19 protein-coding genes are annotated in these 17,859 nt (G+C 65.7%); 13 read left to right on the top strand and 6 right to left on the bottom strand.

The features are described 5' to 3' along the window. Window positions 1-31: 31 nt before the first annotated feature. Together AArcSl_RS10715 and AArcSl_RS10710 are read right to left on the bottom strand one after the other, a co-directional pair. Window positions 32-478 (bottom strand): GtrA family protein, encoded by a 447-nt coding sequence (locus AArcSl_RS10715; RefSeq protein ID WP_119821919.1) that lies wholly within the window; start codon window positions 476-478, stop codon window positions 32-34. Next, entirely contained in the window at window positions 478-1,209 is a 732-nt protein-coding gene (locus tag AArcSl_RS10710) for a glycosyltransferase (RefSeq protein WP_119818854.1), read from the bottom strand. The genes AArcSl_RS10715 and AArcSl_RS10710 overlap by 1 nt, the downstream gene beginning before the upstream one ends. Window positions 1,210-1,288: 79 nt before the next feature. Here AArcSl_RS10710 and AArcSl_RS10705 point away from each other — a divergent pair, with 79 nt between their 5' ends. The 12 genes from AArcSl_RS10705 to AArcSl_RS10650 all read left to right on the top strand — a co-directional run bounded on the left by AArcSl_RS10705 (window position 1,289) and on the right by AArcSl_RS10650 (window position 14,396). Beyond that, window positions 1,289-3,688, top strand: coding sequence for a DUF2298 domain-containing protein (locus AArcSl_RS10705; protein WP_119821917.1), 2,400 nt, complete (start codon window positions 1,289-1,291; stop codon window positions 3,686-3,688). Between the two features lie 37 nt (window positions 3,689-3,725). Continuing rightward, window positions 3,726-5,177, top strand: a complete 1,452-nt coding sequence (locus tag AArcSl_RS10700) for a DHH family phosphoesterase (RefSeq protein ID WP_119818849.1) — start codon at window positions 3,726-3,728, stop codon at window positions 5,175-5,177. A 75-nt stretch (window positions 5,178-5,252) separates the two neighbouring features. Further along, complete coding sequence (locus tag AArcSl_RS10695; protein ID WP_119818846.1) at window positions 5,253-6,035, top strand: CBS pair associated ParBc domain-containing protein; 783 nt, start codon at window positions 5,253-5,255, stop codon at window positions 6,033-6,035. A 78-nt stretch (window positions 6,036-6,113) separates the two neighbouring features. Further along, complete coding sequence (locus AArcSl_RS10690) at window positions 6,114-6,443, top strand: 4Fe-4S dicluster domain-containing protein (RefSeq protein ID WP_119818844.1); 330 nt, start codon at window positions 6,114-6,116, stop codon at window positions 6,441-6,443. Window positions 6,444-6,527: 84 nt separating this feature from the next. Next, window positions 6,528-7,382, top strand: coding sequence for an electron transfer flavoprotein subunit beta/FixA family protein (locus AArcSl_RS10685; RefSeq protein WP_119818841.1), 855 nt, complete (start codon window positions 6,528-6,530; stop codon window positions 7,380-7,382). A 4-nt stretch (window positions 7,383-7,386) separates the two neighbouring features. After that, entirely contained in the window at window positions 7,387-9,078 is a 1,692-nt protein-coding gene (locus AArcSl_RS10680; RefSeq protein WP_119818838.1) for an electron transfer flavoprotein subunit alpha/FixB family protein, read from the top strand. Beyond that, window positions 9,075-10,736 (top strand): FAD-dependent oxidoreductase, encoded by a 1,662-nt coding sequence (locus AArcSl_RS10675; protein ID WP_119818835.1) that lies wholly within the window; start codon window positions 9,075-9,077, stop codon window positions 10,734-10,736. The genes AArcSl_RS10680 and AArcSl_RS10675 overlap by 4 nt, the downstream gene beginning before the upstream one ends. Window positions 10,737-10,761: 25 nt before the next feature. Continuing rightward, the gene (locus tag AArcSl_RS10670; protein ID WP_119821915.1) at window positions 10,762-11,145 is read left to right on the top strand and encodes a hypothetical protein; all 384 of its coding nucleotides are present in this window, start codon (window positions 10,762-10,764) and stop codon (window positions 11,143-11,145) included. A gap of 94 nt (window positions 11,146-11,239) precedes the next feature. After that, window positions 11,240-12,457, top strand: coding sequence for a potassium channel family protein (locus AArcSl_RS10665; RefSeq protein ID WP_119818832.1), 1,218 nt, complete (start codon window positions 11,240-11,242; stop codon window positions 12,455-12,457). After that, window positions 12,454-13,653, top strand: coding sequence for a TrkA C-terminal domain-containing protein (locus tag AArcSl_RS10660; protein WP_119818829.1), 1,200 nt, complete (start codon window positions 12,454-12,456; stop codon window positions 13,651-13,653). Before AArcSl_RS10665 ends, AArcSl_RS10660 begins: the two co-directional genes overlap by 4 nt. 5 nt (window positions 13,654-13,658) lie before the next feature. After that, window positions 13,659-13,937 (top strand): ubiquitin-like small modifier protein 1, encoded by a 279-nt coding sequence (locus AArcSl_RS10655; RefSeq protein ID WP_119818826.1) that lies wholly within the window; start codon window positions 13,659-13,661, stop codon window positions 13,935-13,937. A gap of 54 nt (window positions 13,938-13,991) precedes the next feature. Continuing rightward, complete coding sequence (locus AArcSl_RS10650) at window positions 13,992-14,396, top strand: DUF5518 domain-containing protein (protein ID WP_161945939.1); 405 nt, start codon at window positions 13,992-13,994, stop codon at window positions 14,394-14,396. Here AArcSl_RS10650 and coaBC read toward each other — a convergent pair. Beyond that, window positions 14,369-15,556, bottom strand: coding sequence for a bifunctional phosphopantothenoylcysteine decarboxylase/phosphopantothenate--cysteine ligase CoaBC (gene coaBC / locus AArcSl_RS10645; RefSeq protein WP_119818823.1), 1,188 nt, complete (start codon window positions 15,554-15,556; stop codon window positions 14,369-14,371). The genes AArcSl_RS10650 and coaBC overlap by 28 nt on opposite strands. An 88-nt stretch (window positions 15,557-15,644) precedes the next feature. Continuing rightward, window positions 15,645-15,890 carry a UPF0058 family protein gene (locus tag AArcSl_RS10640; protein WP_119818820.1) on the bottom strand — a complete coding sequence of 82 codons (246 nt, stop codon included), beginning with the start codon at window positions 15,888-15,890 and terminating at the stop codon, window positions 15,645-15,647. Window positions 15,891-16,043: 153 nt separating this feature from the next. Here AArcSl_RS10640 and AArcSl_RS10635 point away from each other — a divergent pair, with 153 nt between their 5' ends. Continuing rightward, a complete protein-coding gene (locus tag AArcSl_RS10635; protein WP_119818817.1) occupies window positions 16,044-16,448 on the top strand; it encodes a translation initiation factor IF-2 subunit beta in 405 nt (134 codons plus the stop codon). 20 nt (window positions 16,449-16,468) lie between these two features. On the opposite strand, the gene AArcSl_RS10630 is transcribed toward AArcSl_RS10635, so the two are convergent. After that, window positions 16,469-16,648, bottom strand: a complete 180-nt coding sequence (locus AArcSl_RS10630) for a DUF7836 family putative zinc-binding protein (protein ID WP_119818814.1) — start codon at window positions 16,646-16,648, stop codon at window positions 16,469-16,471. 100 nt (window positions 16,649-16,748) lie between these two features. Continuing rightward, entirely contained in the window at window positions 16,749-17,753 is a 1,005-nt protein-coding gene (locus tag AArcSl_RS10625; protein WP_119818812.1) for a transcription initiation factor IIB, read from the bottom strand. Window positions 17,754-17,859 lie beyond the last annotated feature (106 nt).

The raw sequence follows: 17,859 nt of genomic DNA, 5'->3' as shown, positions 1-17,859 counted from the left end.
TCCTTTTTTCGGTGCCATCACAACATCACAGCTACCGGTCCCTGAGCACCCGCCAGGTGACCAGGCTCTCTGCGGTGTAGTTGAAGACGAACGCACACGCGATCGCGATCGGGAACGTCAAAAACGCCCACACGTCCGTCCCGGCGACGACGACACTCACGTCGAGACGGGTGAGCGTCCGCACGACGAGGAACTGGACCACCAGCCCGCCGCTCCGGACGACGTTCGACTTGAGTAGTCTGCGGCCTGTCGAGCGAATCCCCGATTCGCCGTGTTCGGGAAACGTCCATCGGTCGTTGATGAAAAACATCACGATGATCGCACACTCGGCGCCGACGACCTTGGCGTACTCCGGCGGGATCCCCCCGATCGTCAGCGCGGAACTCACCGACAGGTCGAGGACCGCGCCCGCAGCCCCCACCGAGAGGAACTTCCCGAAGCGGTCGGCGGTGGCCAGTTCCCGGACCGCCGCGCCGATCACGTTTCCATCCCCTCCCCGTCCCGATCGGTCTGGCGCCGCACGTTCCGGGCACACAGGCTGGCCGACAGAAGCGTTCTGGCCATCCGGAGCCCGTCGCCCGCAGGCGACACCGTCGAACCGGGCTGGTCTTCCCACTCGATCGGCACCTCCCGGATCTTATAGCCCAGCGCGGCCGCGGTTGCGATCAGTTCGATGTCCCAGCCGAACCCGGTTTCCGACAGGTGCTTTCGAACGTTTCGCCAGGTGCCGGCGGAGATCGCTTTCGCACCGCACTGGTAGTCGTACAGCGTGGCCGGGAGCAACCTGCGGGCCGACCACGCGAACGCGTCGCCGAGGACTCGCCGGGTGACACCCTGATGGCCGGCCACACGCGAGTCCGGATGCCGCCGCGATCCGACCGCCAACGGAACTTCCCCCCGTCGGACCGGGGCGACGACCGCCTCGGCCGACGCCGCCGGCGTCGCGCCGTCGGCGTCGAAGAACGCGAGGACGTCGGTCTCGAGTGTGTCGAATCCCTCCGCGATCGCCGCCCCTTTCCCCCGGCGACGGTCGACCGCGTTTACCGTTGCGGGCGATCCCTCGAAGGCCGCGACGACGTCGGGATCCGGGTCGTCGAGTTCCAGTCGGATGACGTCCGGCGAGAGAACCGACTCCAGTTCCCGAAGATACGACAGCGTCCGCTCGACCTCCGGGCGAAACGCGGGGATGACGACGCCGACGGTGGACACGAACGACGGTTTCGTGGGTGGGCTTAAAAACCCGTTCGAATCCGAAAGCGTATGGTGGATCGCACGCGCCACACTGACGATGGAGTATCTCCTCGTCGGACGGTGGCTCCTCGCGTTCGCGCTCCTGGCTGTCCTCGGCTATCCGATCGCAGCCCGGCTGTTCTCCCGGTTTTCTACCGGCGGTGCGGGCCTGGCACCGATCGTGGGCGTCACCGTCGTCACGATCGTCGCCTACTGGGTCGGACAGGTCGCGTTCGGGTGGTGGACGCTCTGGGTCGGGCTCGCAGTGCTCGTCGCCCTCTCGGCCGCCTCGGCGTTAGATCTCGACCGCCTCCGCGAGGGCGAACTGACAGTTGCCGACGACCTCCCGTTCGATCGCGATGGCGCCACCGACGCCGCAGTCGTGTTCCTGGCTGCGTTTCTGCTCGTGATCGTGATCCGGGCGGCCGATCCCGCCGTGAACCCGGTCGGCGGCGAGAAGTTCCTGGATTACGGGCTGTTGCGGACGCTGCTCCGTGCCGAGACGCTCCCGCCGCCGGACATGTGGTTCGCCGGAGAACCGTTGCAGTACTACTACGGCGGCCACCTCGCGGCGACGCTCCTTTCCGGGCTCACGGCCACCCCGCCACAGTACGCGTACAACCTCGCGCTCGCCGGGTTCTATGCGTTGCTCGTGACTACGGCGTTCGATCTCGCCGGCAACGTCGCGTCCACGCGCGGGATTTCGCGTCGGCGGGCGGGGGCGTTCGGGGCAGTGTTCGTCGGCCTCGCGAGCAATCTCCTCACGGCGACTCGGTTGCTCGCAGGCTGGCTCCCCGAGGGGCTCCGGAGACGGCTCGCCGAGGTAGTCGCCGGCCGAGCGGAGCCGGAGGCGGCCGATCTCCTCGCCGGTATCGACGGGTTCAGCTACTGGACTGCGAGTCGGGTCATTCCCGGCACGATAAACGAGTTCCCGTTTTTCGCCTGGCTCAACGGCGACCTCCACGCCCACATGATGGGCGGATCGTTCCTCCTTCTCGCCGTCGCCGTGGCCTTCGCCTACTGGCAGACGCCGGCCGACCAACTCCGACGGCGACGGCTGCTCGTGTTCGCCGTGCTTCCGGTTCTGGGAGGGTTCCAGATCCCGACCGACACCTGGAGCTTCCCGACGATGTACGGCGTCGCGTGGCTGGCGCTTACCTTCGCGCCCGCGAGGCCATTACCGCTATTGCCGGGCGGGAAACGCATCGAGAATTCGCTCCGGTCGTGGCTCGGCGGCGACAACACGAACGACGCGAGGGCAGGGTGGAAGGAGAGTCCGCTGTCGACCGAACTGTGCCGTACAGGCGGAGCGTTGGTCGTTGCAGGACTTTCCGGGCTCGTCGGCTTCCTCCTGGGAGCGTCGTTTCTGCTCGGCGCAAGCGCCGGGCAGACGGTCGCGATCCTGGAAGCCGCAGATCGGTCTGGCCTGGGCGCGCTGGTGGTCGTTCACGGCGCGTTCCTCGCGGCGTTTCTCGTGTTCCTGTTCGGAAAACTCGGGACAGAGGGTCGAGGATCGCTCGCAGTGGCTGTTGTGTTGGCGGCCGTTGCGGGCGTCCTGTTCGACTTTGCCGCCCTAGTCGTCGTCGGCCCGCTTTTGGTCGGCGGCTGGATCGCGCTCCGCCTGGGACGGGATGTCGGGTTCGAGACAGCGCTGCTCGTGGGTGGAGCCGGGCTCGTCACCATCGTCGAACTCGTGTACGTCGCCGAGGAGGCCGGCCCGGGACGGTTCAACACCGTCTTCAAGACGTACTTCCAGGTGTGGGTGCTGTGGGGCCTCGCCATGGGGCCGGTGCTCGCGGATCTCTTCGAGCCCCCCGGCCGGGACGGGCTCGCCACCTGGTGGCCAAGCCCAGAAACGCGACGGGTCGCTGGCCGGGCGTTCGTCGGGCTGTTGCTCGTGACCACGCTGCCGTACGCCGCGCTCGCGCTGGACGCACATTTCGACCGGCACGACGCGGGCACGCTCGACGCGACGGCGTTCGTCGAACGGGATCACCCAGAAGAGGCTCCCGCGATCGAGTGGCTCGACGACAATGCCCCCACGGAGGCGGCAGCCATCGGACGGGAGGCCACGCTGCTGGAGGCGCCGGGCGCGTACAGTTCACCGACCGGGCTCGCGGAGAACCCCTCAGCACCCGGGATGTACGATTGGAACGCGAATCCGGCCTCGAGTCTGACCGGAATCCCGACCGTCGCCGGGTGGCAACACCAGGTCGGCTACCGCGGCGGCGACGTCTACTGGGAGCGCGCGAACGCGGTCGATCGGGCGTACGCTGGCGACGACGCCGAGCGTATCGCCGTCCTCGAGGAGTACGACGTCACCCACGTGTGGGTCGGTCCCGGGGAACGCGACCGCTACGGCGAGGTGTCCTTCCAACAGTTCGAGGGTGTCGAACTCGCATTCGAAACCGAGACAGTCCGGATCTACCGCGTCGATCCCGACCAACTCAGCGCGTGACGGTAGCGTTTTCCGGCCGGACGCCGTGGCGAGAACTATGATACGGCGGCTGGTGCTCGGCTGCGGGGCGGTCGCCCACACTGTCATCGAGAACGTCCCGAAGGGGCGGGACGCGCTGTACGTCGTCACTGCCGACAGCGGCTGGGCTTCCACGCTCCGCGAGGAGAAAATCCTCGCCCGGGAGGGCGATCCGACCGATCCGTCGACGTTTCCCGACGACGTCGACCTCGTGATCGTCGCCTCCGACCAGTCGAAACGTAACGTCGCCGCCGCCGACGCAGCCAGGGGCGCGTTTCCCGACGCGGAGATCCTCGCGTCGGTCGGCTTCGATCCCGCACCGGAGACGGTGAAACGCCTGGAGCAGGCGGCCGACCAGCTGATCGACCCGACGGAGGCGGTCGCCGGACGCGTTCTCGAGGCCAGCGGCGGCGAGGGAGGACAGCTAATGGCCGACCTCCACACGACGCTGCGAGAACTGTCCGGCCCCCTCGGCGTGTTCGCCCACGACAACCCGGACCCCGACGCGATCGCCAGTGCGATCGGGCTGGCCCGACTCGCAGAGGAGATCGGCGTCCAGGCGGAAGCCTGCTACTTCGGCGAGATCGCCCACCAGGAGAACCGGGCTCTCGTGAACCTGCTGGATCTCCCAATCCGTCAGATCGAGGAGTTCGATCCGTCGACGTACGACGGGATCGCGCTGGTGGATCACTCGCGACCGGGGGTAAACGACAGCCTGCCGCCCGAGATCGCGGTCGATCTGATAGTGGATCACCACCCGATGAGAGAGCCGATACGAGCGCCGTACACCGACATCCGAAGCGGCGTCGGTTCGACGAGCACCCTGCTCGCGGAGTACTTCAACCGGCTGGGGATCGATCCCGGAGAGACGCTCGCGACGGCGCTTTTGTACGGCATCAGGATCGATACACGCGACTTCACTCGCGAGGTTTCTGCCCTCGACTTCGAGGCCGCAGCGTATCTCGTGGACAACGCCGACGTGGCGGCGCTCGAGCGGATCGAATCCCCCGGCGTCTCCGGGGAAACGATGGAGACGGTCGCCCGGGCGATACAGAATCGCGATGTGCGAGACTCCGTATTGAGCTCCTGTGTCGGAGAGATCGGCAATCGGGACGCTCTCTCGCAAGCGGCTGACGCGCTTTTGAACATGAACGGGATCACAGTTACCTTCGTGTATGGTTTCGCCGACGGTGTCGCGTACGGCTCTGCTCGCGCGCGAGGCGCCGACCTCGATCTCGGCGAAGTGCTCCGCGACGCGTTCGCGGAGGTCGGCTCGGCGGGCGGACACGCCGACATGGCGGGCGTACAGGTGCCGCTCGGAATCCTCGGGACCACGGCCGAGGAGGACGTGACCGAACTCACCGAGGTCGTGCGCGAGGTCATCGCCGATCGGTTCTTCGAGGCGGTCGAGGACGCAAGGCAGGTGCCGACCCTGGATTTCGACACCGACGTGACGTTTCCCGAAGACTGAACGGCGGAGGACCGCCCGTCGGATGGAGACCGTCGGTGACTACGCTTTTCCGTTTGCTTGCCGTACGGGAAACCGATGAGCGGCAAGCCGACCGTCAAAGAGTACATGACCCGCGACGTCCAGACGGTGGCACCGGAAGACACCGTCGAAGAGGTCACCCGCCGCGTCGTGGAAAGCGACGGACACAACGGCTTTCCGGTGTGTGTCGGTCGGAGCGTCGAGGGGTTCGTTTCGGCGAGAGACTTGCTTTTTGCCGACGAGGACGCGCCGGTGTTTACGGTGATGAATGAGGATCTCATCGTCGCACATCCGGACATGGCCGTCACCGACGCCGCACGGGTCATTCTTCGGTCAGGGATTCAAAAGCTCCCGGTGGTCGACGACGCGGGTAATCTGGTCGGGATCATTTCGAATACGGATGTCGTCCGGTCACAGATCGAGCGGGCTACCCCCGGGAAGGTCGGCAAGCTCAGGCGCACACTGGAGCAGATTCACGACATCGAGATCGAAGAGGAGCGCCGGGCGGTGAAGCTGGAGTCGTTGATTCCGACACAGGGGCGGGTGTACGGGGACGAACTCGAGGGGAGACAGTACGAACTCGAACGTGGGCTCGCGGAACCGCTCGTGGTGATCGACAACGCTGGCACCCTGTATCTCGCCGACGGCCATCACCGGGTGATGGCCGCCCGACGCCTCGGCATCGAGAAGATGGAGGCGTACGTCATCGACATCGACGAGGAGATCGAACTGGGGATGGCAAAGACGGCCAGCAAGGAGGGGCTCGAGCGGATCGACGACATCGAGGTCGTCGACTACGCCCGCCACCCGCTGGTCGAGGCGACGAAACGGCTGCAGTGACCGTCCGGTTGTGACGGTGGACCGGGAGTACGTCGTGACAAGAGTTAACTCGTTTTAACCCCGTGTGGGAGTAGACACATGCCCATCGATCCGAACTTCGAGCAGAACCTCGAGCAGACCGGCGAAGAACACGGCGTCGCCGTCTGGGGGGAGACGGAGCCGCCGGAGAAACTCGGCATCCGCGGGACCCACGTCGCCGTCGACTTCGACATCTGCCTCGCCGACGGCGCCTGCCTGGAGGACTGCCCGGTCGACGTCTTCGAGTGGGTCGACACCCCAGGCCACCCCGAAAGCGAAATCAAGGCGAACCCGACGAACGAGGACCAGTGTATCGACTGTATGCTCTGTGTCGACGTCTGTCCGGTGGACGCGATCGACGTCGACTCCGGTCGCGCCGGACGGACGTGAGACAGGTTCCGGCGGCCGACGTTGGCGTGTTCCACACAGTGTTTATGGCGTTTCGACCCAAGATGTTCTTGAGGCTCGGTAGCCATGCACACAATAGTACTGACGAAAGGCGTCCCTGATTTCCGAGAAGGGGAGGTGTCCTTCGACGAGGACGGCCACCTCGAACGGGGGAAGACCCCCACGGTGATGAACCCGAACGACAAACACGCCCTGGAGGCGGCGTTACAGACCCGCGTTCGACACGGCGGCCGAGTGAGCCTGATGAGTATGGGGCCTCCCGGATACAAGAGTATCCTCCAGGAGGGTATGCGTGACGTCTACGCCGACGACCTGTATCTCATCTCCGACAGGGAGTTCGCGGCGGCGGACACCTGGGCGACCGCGATCACGCTCGCGACCGCGATCCGGCACCACGGCGAGCCGGACCTGGTGTTTGCGGGATTTAAAACGGCCGACGGGGAGACCGGCCACACCGGCCCACAGACCTGCTGGTGTCTCGACTGGCCGCTCGTCACCCACGTCGTCGCACTCGAGGTCGACGAGGACGACCGGCGGCTCCGCGCGAAACGCCTCGTCGAGGGAGACGTCGAGGAGATCGAAACCGTCGAGGTCCCGATGCCCGCGGTCGTCGTCGCGGATCCGGAGTTTCAACCCACCTACCGGACCGCGACGAATCGACTCCAACACAAGCGTCTCCGCCGGGAGACACAAAAGCGAGCAGAGGAGTACGAGGACCACCTGGAGATGTGGGACCACGAGGAACTGAACCTGGATCCCGACTACGTCGGCCTCGACGGGTCGCCCACGATCGTCGAGAGCGTGGATCCGATTCCGCGGCCGCCCTCCGAACGGGAGGCACTCGCGGTCGACCCCGGGGATCCCGAGGCCATGGGACAGATCCTCGAGGAGATGCAGCCGTTCGCCGCGGGGGGTGACTAAAACGATGACGCTCGACCCAGGCGAGTACGACGTCTCGGAACTCGGCCCCGAACTGGCCGACGTCGACGACGTCGACGAACTCCGTGAGATCCTCGAAGCCGAGAAGTCCGGAAAAGACCGATCGACGGCGAAGACGCTGATAGAGAGCCGCATCGAGAAGTTCGAGGGCGAAGACGAGGAGGGATCAGCGGACGAGGACGGGGACTCCGGCCTCGATCTCGAAGAGATGTCCGCGGCGGACGTGGGCAACGCGGTCAGGAAGATCGACGACGTCGAACGGCTTCGGGAACTGATCGAACGGGAATCGGCCGGAAACGATCGCGACAGCGTCAAACGCCTGATCGAAAACCGGATCGACTCGGTCGCGGGAAGCGAGGGGGAAGAAAGCGACAGACGCCCGCCCGAGGAGAGACACCCAGAACTCGATCACCCGACTGCCGACAAACAGTACGTCAAGGCCCTCGATGCGGGGGTCTATCGGGACATGTGGGTGTACTGCGAGACACAGTCCGGAGAACTGATCGACGTCTCCCTGGAGATGCTCGGGAAGGCACGGGAGCTAATGGACGAGTACAACCGACAGTACGACGCCGACGAGCGGGTCGTCGCCGTACTGATCGGCGACGACGTCGCAGGTCACACCGAAACGTGCGTCGAACACGGCGCCGACGTCGTCGTCTACCACGAGGACGACCGCCTCGAGCGGTTCCAGCACAAACCGTACACGGAGATCTTCTGTGACATGGCCCGGTGGGGAGCCGAGCCGCCGGTGGGCGTCGGCGAGGACCGCACTCCCGGTACCGATCCGGATCCCGCCGACTGGCGCGACTACGACGAGCCGCGGTACACCCTCTTTCCGGCGACCAACAACGGACGGGACCTCTCTGCGCTCGTGCAGGGCGAACTCGACTCCGGCCTCGCGAGCGACTGCTCGGGACTGTACATTACGGACGTGACCATCTCGAACCCAGTAAAAACGGGTGGGTCGGGGAACAACCGCGAGTTCCAGCGGGTACTCCACATGAAGCGTCCCGACTTCTCCGGGTTCGAGTACTCGACGATCCTCTGTCTCGACAACCCGACCCGGGAGTTCCATCCCCAGGGTGCGTCGGTCATCCCGGGGAGCTTCGACGTTCCACAACCGAAGCCAGAGCGGGACGGGGAGGTAATCGAACACGACCTCGGGCTCCAAGACGAGTGGTTCCGGGCCGAAGTGATCGACTTCGATCGGCTGGAAGGCGGGATCGACCTCACGGGGAACGACGTCGTGGTGTGCATGGGCCGGGGGATCAGCGCGGACCCCACCCGCGGGATGGAACTCGCCCTGGATCTGGCCGACAGGTTCGAACGCGCCGACGTGGGAGTAACCCGGGGTATCGTCACCGGCTCGTTCAACTTCGAGGGTCACGTCGAGCAGTACACGAAAGAGGAGCGGCAGATCGGCGAGACCGGACAGGAGATCGAACCGGACCTGTACATAGCCGCCGGCGTCTCGGGCGCCGTCCAGCACAAGGTCGGCTGTGACGAGGCGGGGACGATCGTGGCGATCAACACCGACCCGGACGCCCGGATCCACGACTGGTCGGACTACTTCATCGAGGGTGACCTCTTCGAGGTGTTGCCGCGGTTAATCGAGGGGATCGACACCGGGGAGATCGATCTCGAGGCCGCCGCCGACGGGGGGAAACTCGAATGACTCGAGAATCCTTCGAGGCAGTCGTCGTCGGCTGCGGGCCGGGCGGGGCTGCGGCAGCGGCCACGCTGGCGCGAAACGGGGTCGAAACGCTCGTCCTGGAACGCGGGGTGGATGCGGGCTCGAAGAACGTCTCCGGCGGACTCATCTACGCCGAGGAGTCGTCCCCGTACACGATCGACGACCTGTTTCCCGACTTCCGGGAGGCGGCGACGGAACGCCCGGTGACGGAGTACTACCTCCACAACGTCGCGGGGCGACAGGTCAAGACCTTCGACGTCACAAAATTGCACGAACACGACACCGCGTGGTCGGACGCGGTGCTCCGCCGACGGATGGACTCCTGGCTGGCCGAGCGCGTCCACGAGATGACCGCCGAGACCGGCGGAGGACTGCTCACCGAGGTCAGGGTGAACGGCCTTCTCCGGGAGGGCGGTGAGATAATCGGTGTCACCTGCGACGAACTCGACCCGATCGAGGCGGAACTGATCGTCGCCGCCGACGGCGTCAACTCCGAACTCGCCCGCGACGCCGATCTCATGGACTGGGAGGAACCCGAAGAGTGGTTCCAGGGCGTCAAGGCCGTCGTCGACGTCCCGCCCGAGGAGATCGACGATAGCTTCGATGTCGGACCCGACGAGGGGGCGGCTCACCTGTTTTCCGGTGACCTCTTCGGGGACGCCCGCGGTGGCGGGTTCGTCTACACGAACCGGGACTCGCTTTCCATCGGAACGGTGTTTCACCTCGACAGCATCGTGGAGACGCGAGCCGAGCCCCACGAACTGCTGGACGCGCTGTTGACGCATCCGGCACTCGGCGAGTGGCTCCCCGACGAATACACGGAACGCGAGTACTCGGCAAAACTCGTCCCCGACTCGAAGAAAGTCGCCCACCGGTCGCCCCACCGCGGCCGGCTCGTCCTCGTCGGGGATGCGGCCGGTCAGATGCAGGCGCAAGGCCCCATAATCAAGGGGATGAACCACGCGGTGACGGCTGGCGCGCTCGCAGCCGAGGCGTACGTCGAGGCGCGTTCGCGCGGACACACCGCCGCCGCGGGGGAGCTGTACGAACGGAAGCTGAACGACGAAGGCGTCATGGGCAAGCTCCGCCCCCGGCGCTACGAAATCGTCCGACAGGTCGGCGAGCGGGACGTCCTCGCGGACGCGCTCGATGCCGTGACACGATCGCCGGTCGGTCGGCTGGGTGTGCGAGCGCTCGGCGACCGGCTGGAGCGGCTCTACTCGTCGGCGTTTCTCGCGACGATGGTGCCGGACACCCAAACGCCGTACGTCACGCTCCCGACAGTGATCGCCGAGGAGCTCGGCGCACCCGTCGTGGAGGAAAACGACGTCGAACCGCCCTCCCTCGAGGAGCGGATCGGAGAGCTGACCTACGACACCGACGTGGGCAACCCCCACATCGAGCTGAACGACGACTCCGTCGCCGCCAGCGGCGCGGCGGTGACCGCCTGTCCGGTGAGTGCGAAAGACTTCGGCGGCGGCTGTTACCGCGAAGAGCGCGTACGAACCAACGGCGGCGAGGAGCGCGTCGTGAGTCTCGACACCCAGCCGTGCGTCGAGTGTGGGACCTGCGCAATCGTGGCCGATACCGACTGGGAACATCCCCGCGGAGGGAAGGGCGTTGCGTTCGACGAGGGGTAAAAAACGGGTGAAGGACGGTGACGGTGTGACGTCCGACTTCGAATCCCGGATACTGCGGCTCGCAGCCGAGGCACGAAAACGACGGGAAAACCGGTTCCGTGACGACGGGAACGGCCCCGACGGCGCGGGGCGAACGCCCGAGGAATGTGCGACTGCGGCCGCGCGGGACGGGCTGGGCCCGGTGGTGGCGTTGTACGTCGAGGCCCGGACCGCAACTGAGGGCGTCCGGTTTTCACAGCGGGAGATGGAACTGCTCCACCGGGCGACCAACGACTGGCTTTCGGTGTATGCGGCGTGTTACGGCGTGGACATCGACCCCGACTTCACCGTTCGGGAGGCCGCAGAGCTGCTCGTCGACACCCACGACGTCCGGGAAACCGCGGCGCTTTTGACGAAGGTCCCGAAGTAGCAGTCGGTGTGACCGCAGAGAGCCACCCGTGCCAGCAGTCCCTCTCGCGGTTGGCGGCGGAAACGGTTTATAAACAGACCCTGTGGGTACGGGTATGCCATCGCTTCCGTTCGAAATCCTGCTGGGGATCTATCTGGGCGTCCTCACGGGAGTCATTCCAGCCCTCGTCGCTGGAACACTGGGGTTCGTCTTCCGGTACGTCACCGGAGTGTCGATACCCGGATTCGGTGTCATCGTCCTCGCGCTCGCGATCGCAGGGATAAACGGAGGCCTGCTCGCGTTGAACGACGAGACGATCCGGACCGACGAAAACGCCGTCGCTATCCTGACGGCGATCGTCGTCGTGTTGATGCTCGCGCTGTACGCCCACGCGAAGGGAGACAAACTCGGCGCGAACGTGCCCAGACGGATGTCTCTCAAGGGGTTGAAGGACCGAACCCTGTCGGCGGACGTCGTCGAACTGGTCGGCGGGCGGGGACGGGTCCGGGTGACGGTCGTCGGCGATATCGAGGACCTCGAGGGGTATCCGCCGCTTTCGGCCGACCTTCGCGAGGAGATCAAAGCCAAGGAGTGGACGTTCCCGGCCGACCTCCCCGTCGCGGAGCTGGAGTCGCGGTTCGAAGATCAGCTCCGGACCGAGTTCGACGTGGCGAACTCGGTCGTGTCGATCGACGAGCGGGCGCGGGCGACCGTCGCCGCGGCCCCGCCTGTCGGTGGGCTCTCGAAACGGATCCCTTCCGGAAAGCGGGCAGTGTCGGTGCCGGCACTCGTTCCCACCGGGCTGGTCCGGGGTGAATCCATCCGGATCGTCACGTCGGATCTCACCGTCGAGGGGACACTGTTGAGCGCGTCGTCGGGCACGTCCACCGAAACGAGCACGGTTGAGGCGAAAACCGACGGCGGCGAACCCGAAGAGACCCCTCCGCCGTCACCTGTCGACCGGACAATAGGCGGGGACGGACGGGTGACGGTGGCTATCGACCGGGCGGACGCCGGCACCCTCCTCCGGGCGGAACGGGGGGAGGTCATGGTTCTCTCCAGGGGAACCCGACGGGAGTTCGAACTCACGCAACTGCTGCGTCGAGCCGGAAAGCGCTTCCGTAAAGTCTCCGTGAAAGCGGGCGGGCCGCTGGATGGGAGCACGATCGGCGAGGTGAACGTCAGGGAGGCGTACGACGTCGTCATCCTGGCAGCGAAACACGACGGGTGGGATATCACGCCGCGGGGAGAGACGGCGCTTTCTGCAGGGGACGAACTGTTCGTCGTGGGCACCCGCGATGCGCTCACCGGCTTCGAGGAGGTGGCAGCATGATTCCGATGCCGGCCGCGACGTTTGCGGAACCGAACGTCGCCCTCCTGAACCTGCTCACGTACGCGATCCTCGCCGGCGTCGCCTCCGGGAGCGTGGCGGCGGTCTACCGGTGGTACGTCAACGACGAACTCCCGGAGGGGATCGCCATCATCTTCGGCGTCTCCGTGATCGCGCTGTATCTCAACACCGCCTCCCTCGGATCGTACGTCGCGGGCGAACAGGTCGGGCTGTTCGAGCCAGCGACGGCGTTTTTCAACCTCGTCGCGCTGGGCGTCGCCACTGCCGTCTCGCCGGTAGGTCTCCGCGTTGGCGACGTGATGGGACGAAACGCCGCAGCGATGGCCGGCGGCCGGCAACTCCAGGGGGACGTGTCGGAAGTGGTGCGCAGCGCCGGGCGCGTCACGTCCGTGACGCTTCCACCCGCCGCCGATATCAACGACATCGACTCTTACGATCCCGTTTCCCCAGAGACAAAAGAACGGATGAGCGATGAAACGCTGCTTTTCCCGCGCCGGATCACCGTCGAGGAGTTGAGAGAGCGACTCACTACACGCATCAAGGAAGACTACGGCGTCGGACACGTCGACCTCGAAATCACCTCGGACGGAACCGTCGAGTATCTGGGCGTCGGCTCGCGCGCGGCGGGCATCGGCCCGACCCTCGCACCCGGCACCGCCGCGATCGCGGTTCGGGCGGACCCACCCTACGCAGCGACTCCCGGTGACACGGTGCAGCTGTGGACCGACGAGGAGGGGCCGAAACGCGTGACCACGGCCGAACTCCGGGCGACCGCCGGCGACGTCGCCACCGTCGCGCTCGACGAGTCCGACGCCGAAAATGTCGAACAGACACGCCGGTATCGGCTGGTCACGCTTCCCGCAGAGCCGCAGGCGGACCGGGAGTTCGCCTCGCTGTTGCGCAACGCCGACGAGACGATGAGTGTGGCGACGGTTGCACCAGAAAGCGGATGGGTCGGCGCGCCGATCGACCACCTGGGCCCGACAGTCGCCGCCGTTCGGCCCCGCGACGGATCGATCACGGCGATCCCGCCCCGCAGCTACGCCCTCGCGGCGGGCGACGAACTGTACCTCGTCGGGCGGCCCGACAGCCTCAGGCGGGCGGAGCGACGAGTCCGGGGGGAGACGGAACCGGAACAGACGGGTGCGCAATCCTCTTTGTCCGGCGGCAGTGACTGATCCGTATGGAATGGAAACTGTTCGCCGACCTCGCCGAGGTCGCCGGCGAGGACACCGTCGAGATCGACACCCCTGGCGACACCGTAGACGACGCGCTCGCGGCGCTGCTAGAACGACATCCCGCACTCGAAGGGCGAATCCTCGACGAGGACGGCGAGTTACAGGATCACATTAACGTCCTCCACAACGGAGAATCCGTCCACTCCGGCGACGGTCTGGAAACTCAACTCGAGGCGGGCGACGAACTCGCGCTGTTCCCGCCCGTCAGCGGCGGCGAAAGGTGAAATCCCCGTTCCACCCATCGACACGGTGAAGTGCCGTCGCCGGAAGAACGCGGTATGGACGGCGACACACTCATCAACGCACTGATCGGCGCAGTCGTCACCATCGTCACCTCGTTCGTTCCGTTCTCTCCGATCCTCGGCGGCGGCGTCGCGGCGTGGCTCGAGAAGGGCGACCGAACCGAGGGTGCGAAAGTCGGCGCGGTGTCGGGTGCCCTCATCTCCCTTCTGTTGCTTCCGCTGTTGTTCTTCGGGATCGTGTTGGCGCCGTTGGACTTCGGGTTCACGTTCGTGATCATGCTGTTCGTCGTGATGTTCGGGGCCGCGTACCTGATCGGATTCGGCGCCCTCGGCGGCTACCTCGGCGCGTACATCCGCGAAGAACACGAGGGGTCAGACACGGGGTCGACCGGAACCCAGGCGACGCTTGACTCTCAGTTCGACGGCGACGAGCGGTCGTAGTCGGCGTCGCCGCCGATCGCCACCGCGAGCTTCTCGGCGACGCTGCCGGCGACGTCCGTTTTCGTCCCCGACCGTTCTACCACCTCGTCATCGACGAGGAGCACGCGGGTCTCCTCTTTGCCCATCACGTCGGCGTCGTTGGCGACGACGAACGACAGGCCGACCCGGTCGCGGATCCGGCGGGCCTCGCGTACCATCTCCTCGTTGTCGCCGCCGGTTTCGGCCTTGAATCCGACGATCGGCAGCGCCGAGTACCGATCCCGGACGCTGTCGATGAGCTTCGGCGTGGGTTCGAGGTCGACACTCAGCGGCGAGCCGGAGCGGATCTTCTCGGCGACGGCGTCGGCGGTAAAATCCGAAATCGCCGCCGCCGAGACGAGCGCGTCGGCGGTGCGACACGCCTCGACGGTCGCCTCGATCATCTCGGCTGCAGTCTCGATTTCGACGACGTCGGCGTAACCGACCTCGGGGCCGTCCTGGATCAGCGTCACGTCGGCGCCCCGAACGTGACACGCCCGCGCGACCGCCCGCCCCGTCTTTCCGGAGGCCCGATTGGTGATGATCCGGATGGGGTCCAGTTGTTCTTTGGTCGCACCCGCAGTGACGACGACGTGTTTCCCCGCGAGCGTCTGTGGCGTCGTCGCCCGCGCGATCGCAGTAACGATCTCCGATTCCTGTGCGATCTTGGCTTTCCCTTCCTCGAGTCGTGGTTTCACGATCGACACGCCCCACGACTGCAGGCGCTGGAGCGAGGCGGCCACGCCGGGGTGGTCGTACATGGGTTCGTGCATCGCCGGCACCGCGACGACCGGTACCCCCGACCCCAGCGCCGACGTCGCACACGTCGTCACTGGCGTGTCGTCGATCGCGGCCGCGATCTTGCCGGCGGTGTTTGCGGTCATCGGCGCGACGAGCAGGACGTCCGCCCAGCCGTCGCGGCCACACAGTCGAACGTGCTCTACCTCGCCCGTGATCTCGGTGACCACGTCGTTTTCGGTGGCGAACTCGACCGCCCACGGGTGGATGATGTTCCGGGCAGCGGGAGTCACCACCGCCCTGACTTGTGCCCCCTGCCGGCGGAGTTCGTGTGCGAGTTCGACCACTTTGACAGCGGCGATGCTTCCGGTGACGCCCAGCGCGACGTTGACCCCATCGAGCATTCGTGCGGAACTCCTCGGCGGAACTACGTAAAGAAATCGACGGCGCAGTCGCTACGTGGTCGGTACTATCGCGGTTTCGCGAGAAACGTTAGTCCGCGGTTGCGGTCAGCGTTTCGGCCTCGGAGTCGACTTCCGTCTCCTCCATCGGTGCGGTGATCCCGTCCGCCAGGGCGAAAACCGCCTCCTTGTGGTCCGTTTTCGATCGGTGGATCGATGTCGGCTTGACGCCGAGCGATTCGTACTCGTCGAGTTCGGTCTCCTCGTTCCATGCCTCACACTGCTTGCGTACCTCCGCGAGCAGGCCGTGAAGGTGAATGAGTTCCTGCTTCTTCATGAGCAATCAGTCATAGCGACTGGAGGGTTAAATTACTGTCCTGAGAGTCGTTAACACGGACTCCGGTTTTCGGGGGGTATTTCCCGCAAAATTTGGCGGTTCGGCGGTTGTGGGTCGTCAAGACTTTACTGGTTCCGGCAGTATACATCGCATATGGAGTACGACGAACAACTGGATCGCGCACTCGAACGAACGCCGAACATCGAGGACGCGAGCGACCGCTTCGAAGTACCGACTCCGGAAGTCCGGGAAGAGGGCCACGTCACGGTGTTCGAAAACTTCCAGGACGTCGTCGACACGCTCGGACGAGAGGAGTCACACGTCCTGAAAGCGTTGCAGTCCGAACTGGGCACGAGCGCCCACATCGACGAGAGCGGCCGCGCCCGCCTGACCGGGGATTTCAGACAGCGCCGGGTCGAGGAAGCCGTCGAGTCGTACACCGAGTCGTACGTGCTGTGTCCCGAATGTGGACTCCCGGACACGCAGATCGAACGCGAACAGGGAGCCCAACTGCTCCAATGTGACGCCTGCGGAGCGCTCTCGCCGACCGGAGAGTGAGAGAAGAGAACAACCGGACGCTACTGGAACTGTTTTACGGCCTCGAGATCCCGTTCGGTCCGCATGAACTCCGAGAGACGGCGGGTCGCGTGACAGGACGGACACGAGAAGTTTTCACGCAGGTTCGGAAGGTCCATCGGGGCTTCCTGCCAGTCCTTCGAGCACTCCGGACAGACGAGTCGGACAAACGCTTCGACCATGATAGACCTGTTAGGATAGCCCCCGCATAAAAGCTGCGCGAAAATATAAACTAGGAAACAGGAACGAGAACGACGGACGGCCCAAGAGACGGGGGATCGATCAGTCGTACAGACCGTCCGGGTCCGCCTCCAGGAGCTCCTTGTACCGGTTGCGGATCGTCACCTCCGAGATGTCGGCGACGTCGCCGACCTGGCTCTGGGTCACCTTCTCGTTGGTGAGAAGCGCCGCAGCGTACACCCCGGCGGCTGCGAGCCCGACCGGCGACTTCCCGCTGGTGAGCCCCTGGTCTTTCGCGTTCCGGAGCAGTTCCCGCGCCCGGCGCTCCGTCTCGTCGCTCAGGCCGAGCTGCGAGACGAACCGGGGGACGTAGCTCTCGGGATCTGCGGGTTGGACCTCGAGTTTCAGTTCCCGGACGACGTAGCGGTACGTCCGGGTGAGCTCCATCTTCTCGACCCGCGAGACGACGGTGAACTCGTCGAGGCTGCGAGGGGTACCGGCCTGGCGTGCGGCCGCATACAGCGCGGCGGTGGCGACGCCCTCGATCGAGCGGCCGGGCAGGAGGTCTTCATCGAGCGCACGGCGGTAGATGACCGAGGCGGTCTCGCGGACGTTCTCGGGCAGCCCCAGCGCCGAGGCCATGCGGTCGATCTCGCCGAGCGCCTGCTTGAGGTTGCGCTCCTTCGAGTCGCGAGTGCGGAACCGTTCGTTCCACGTCCGGAGCCGCTGCATCTGGCGGCGCTGGCGGCTCGAAAGCGCCCGACCGTAGGCGTCCTTGTCCTGCCAGCCGATGTTCGTCGACAGCCCCTTGTCGTGCATCATCTTCGTCGTCGGCGCGCCGACCCGCGACTTGCTGTCGCGTTCGGCGCTGTCGAAGGCGCGCCACTCGGGACCGCGGTCGATCTCGTCGGTCTCGACGACCAGCCCGCAGTCGGTACAGACTGTCTCGCCGTGTTCGGTGTCCGTCTCGAGACGTCCGTCACACTCCGGACAGGTCTGTACCCGTCGACGTTCGTCACTCTGTTCCTGTTCTCGACCGACGCGGTCCGATCGCTCCCGCTCGTCGGCGTCGGCGTACTGCTTGATGGTTGTGTCTGTTTCGCTCATGGATGTCTCTTGGACGACGCCCTGGTGAAATAACAGAACCTGCGCGAACGTCCTTACACTTAGTTACCCTTGGAAGAACTTAAACCCATTGTATTCTGATTATTCA

The organism is Halalkaliarchaeum desulfuricum (assembly GCF_002952775.1).
Classification (GTDB): domain Archaea; phylum Halobacteriota; class Halobacteria; order Halobacteriales; family Haloferacaceae; genus Halalkaliarchaeum; species Halalkaliarchaeum desulfuricum.
Note: the sequence above shows the minus strand (reverse complement) of the source record. Positions and strands in the feature narration are given on the sequence as shown.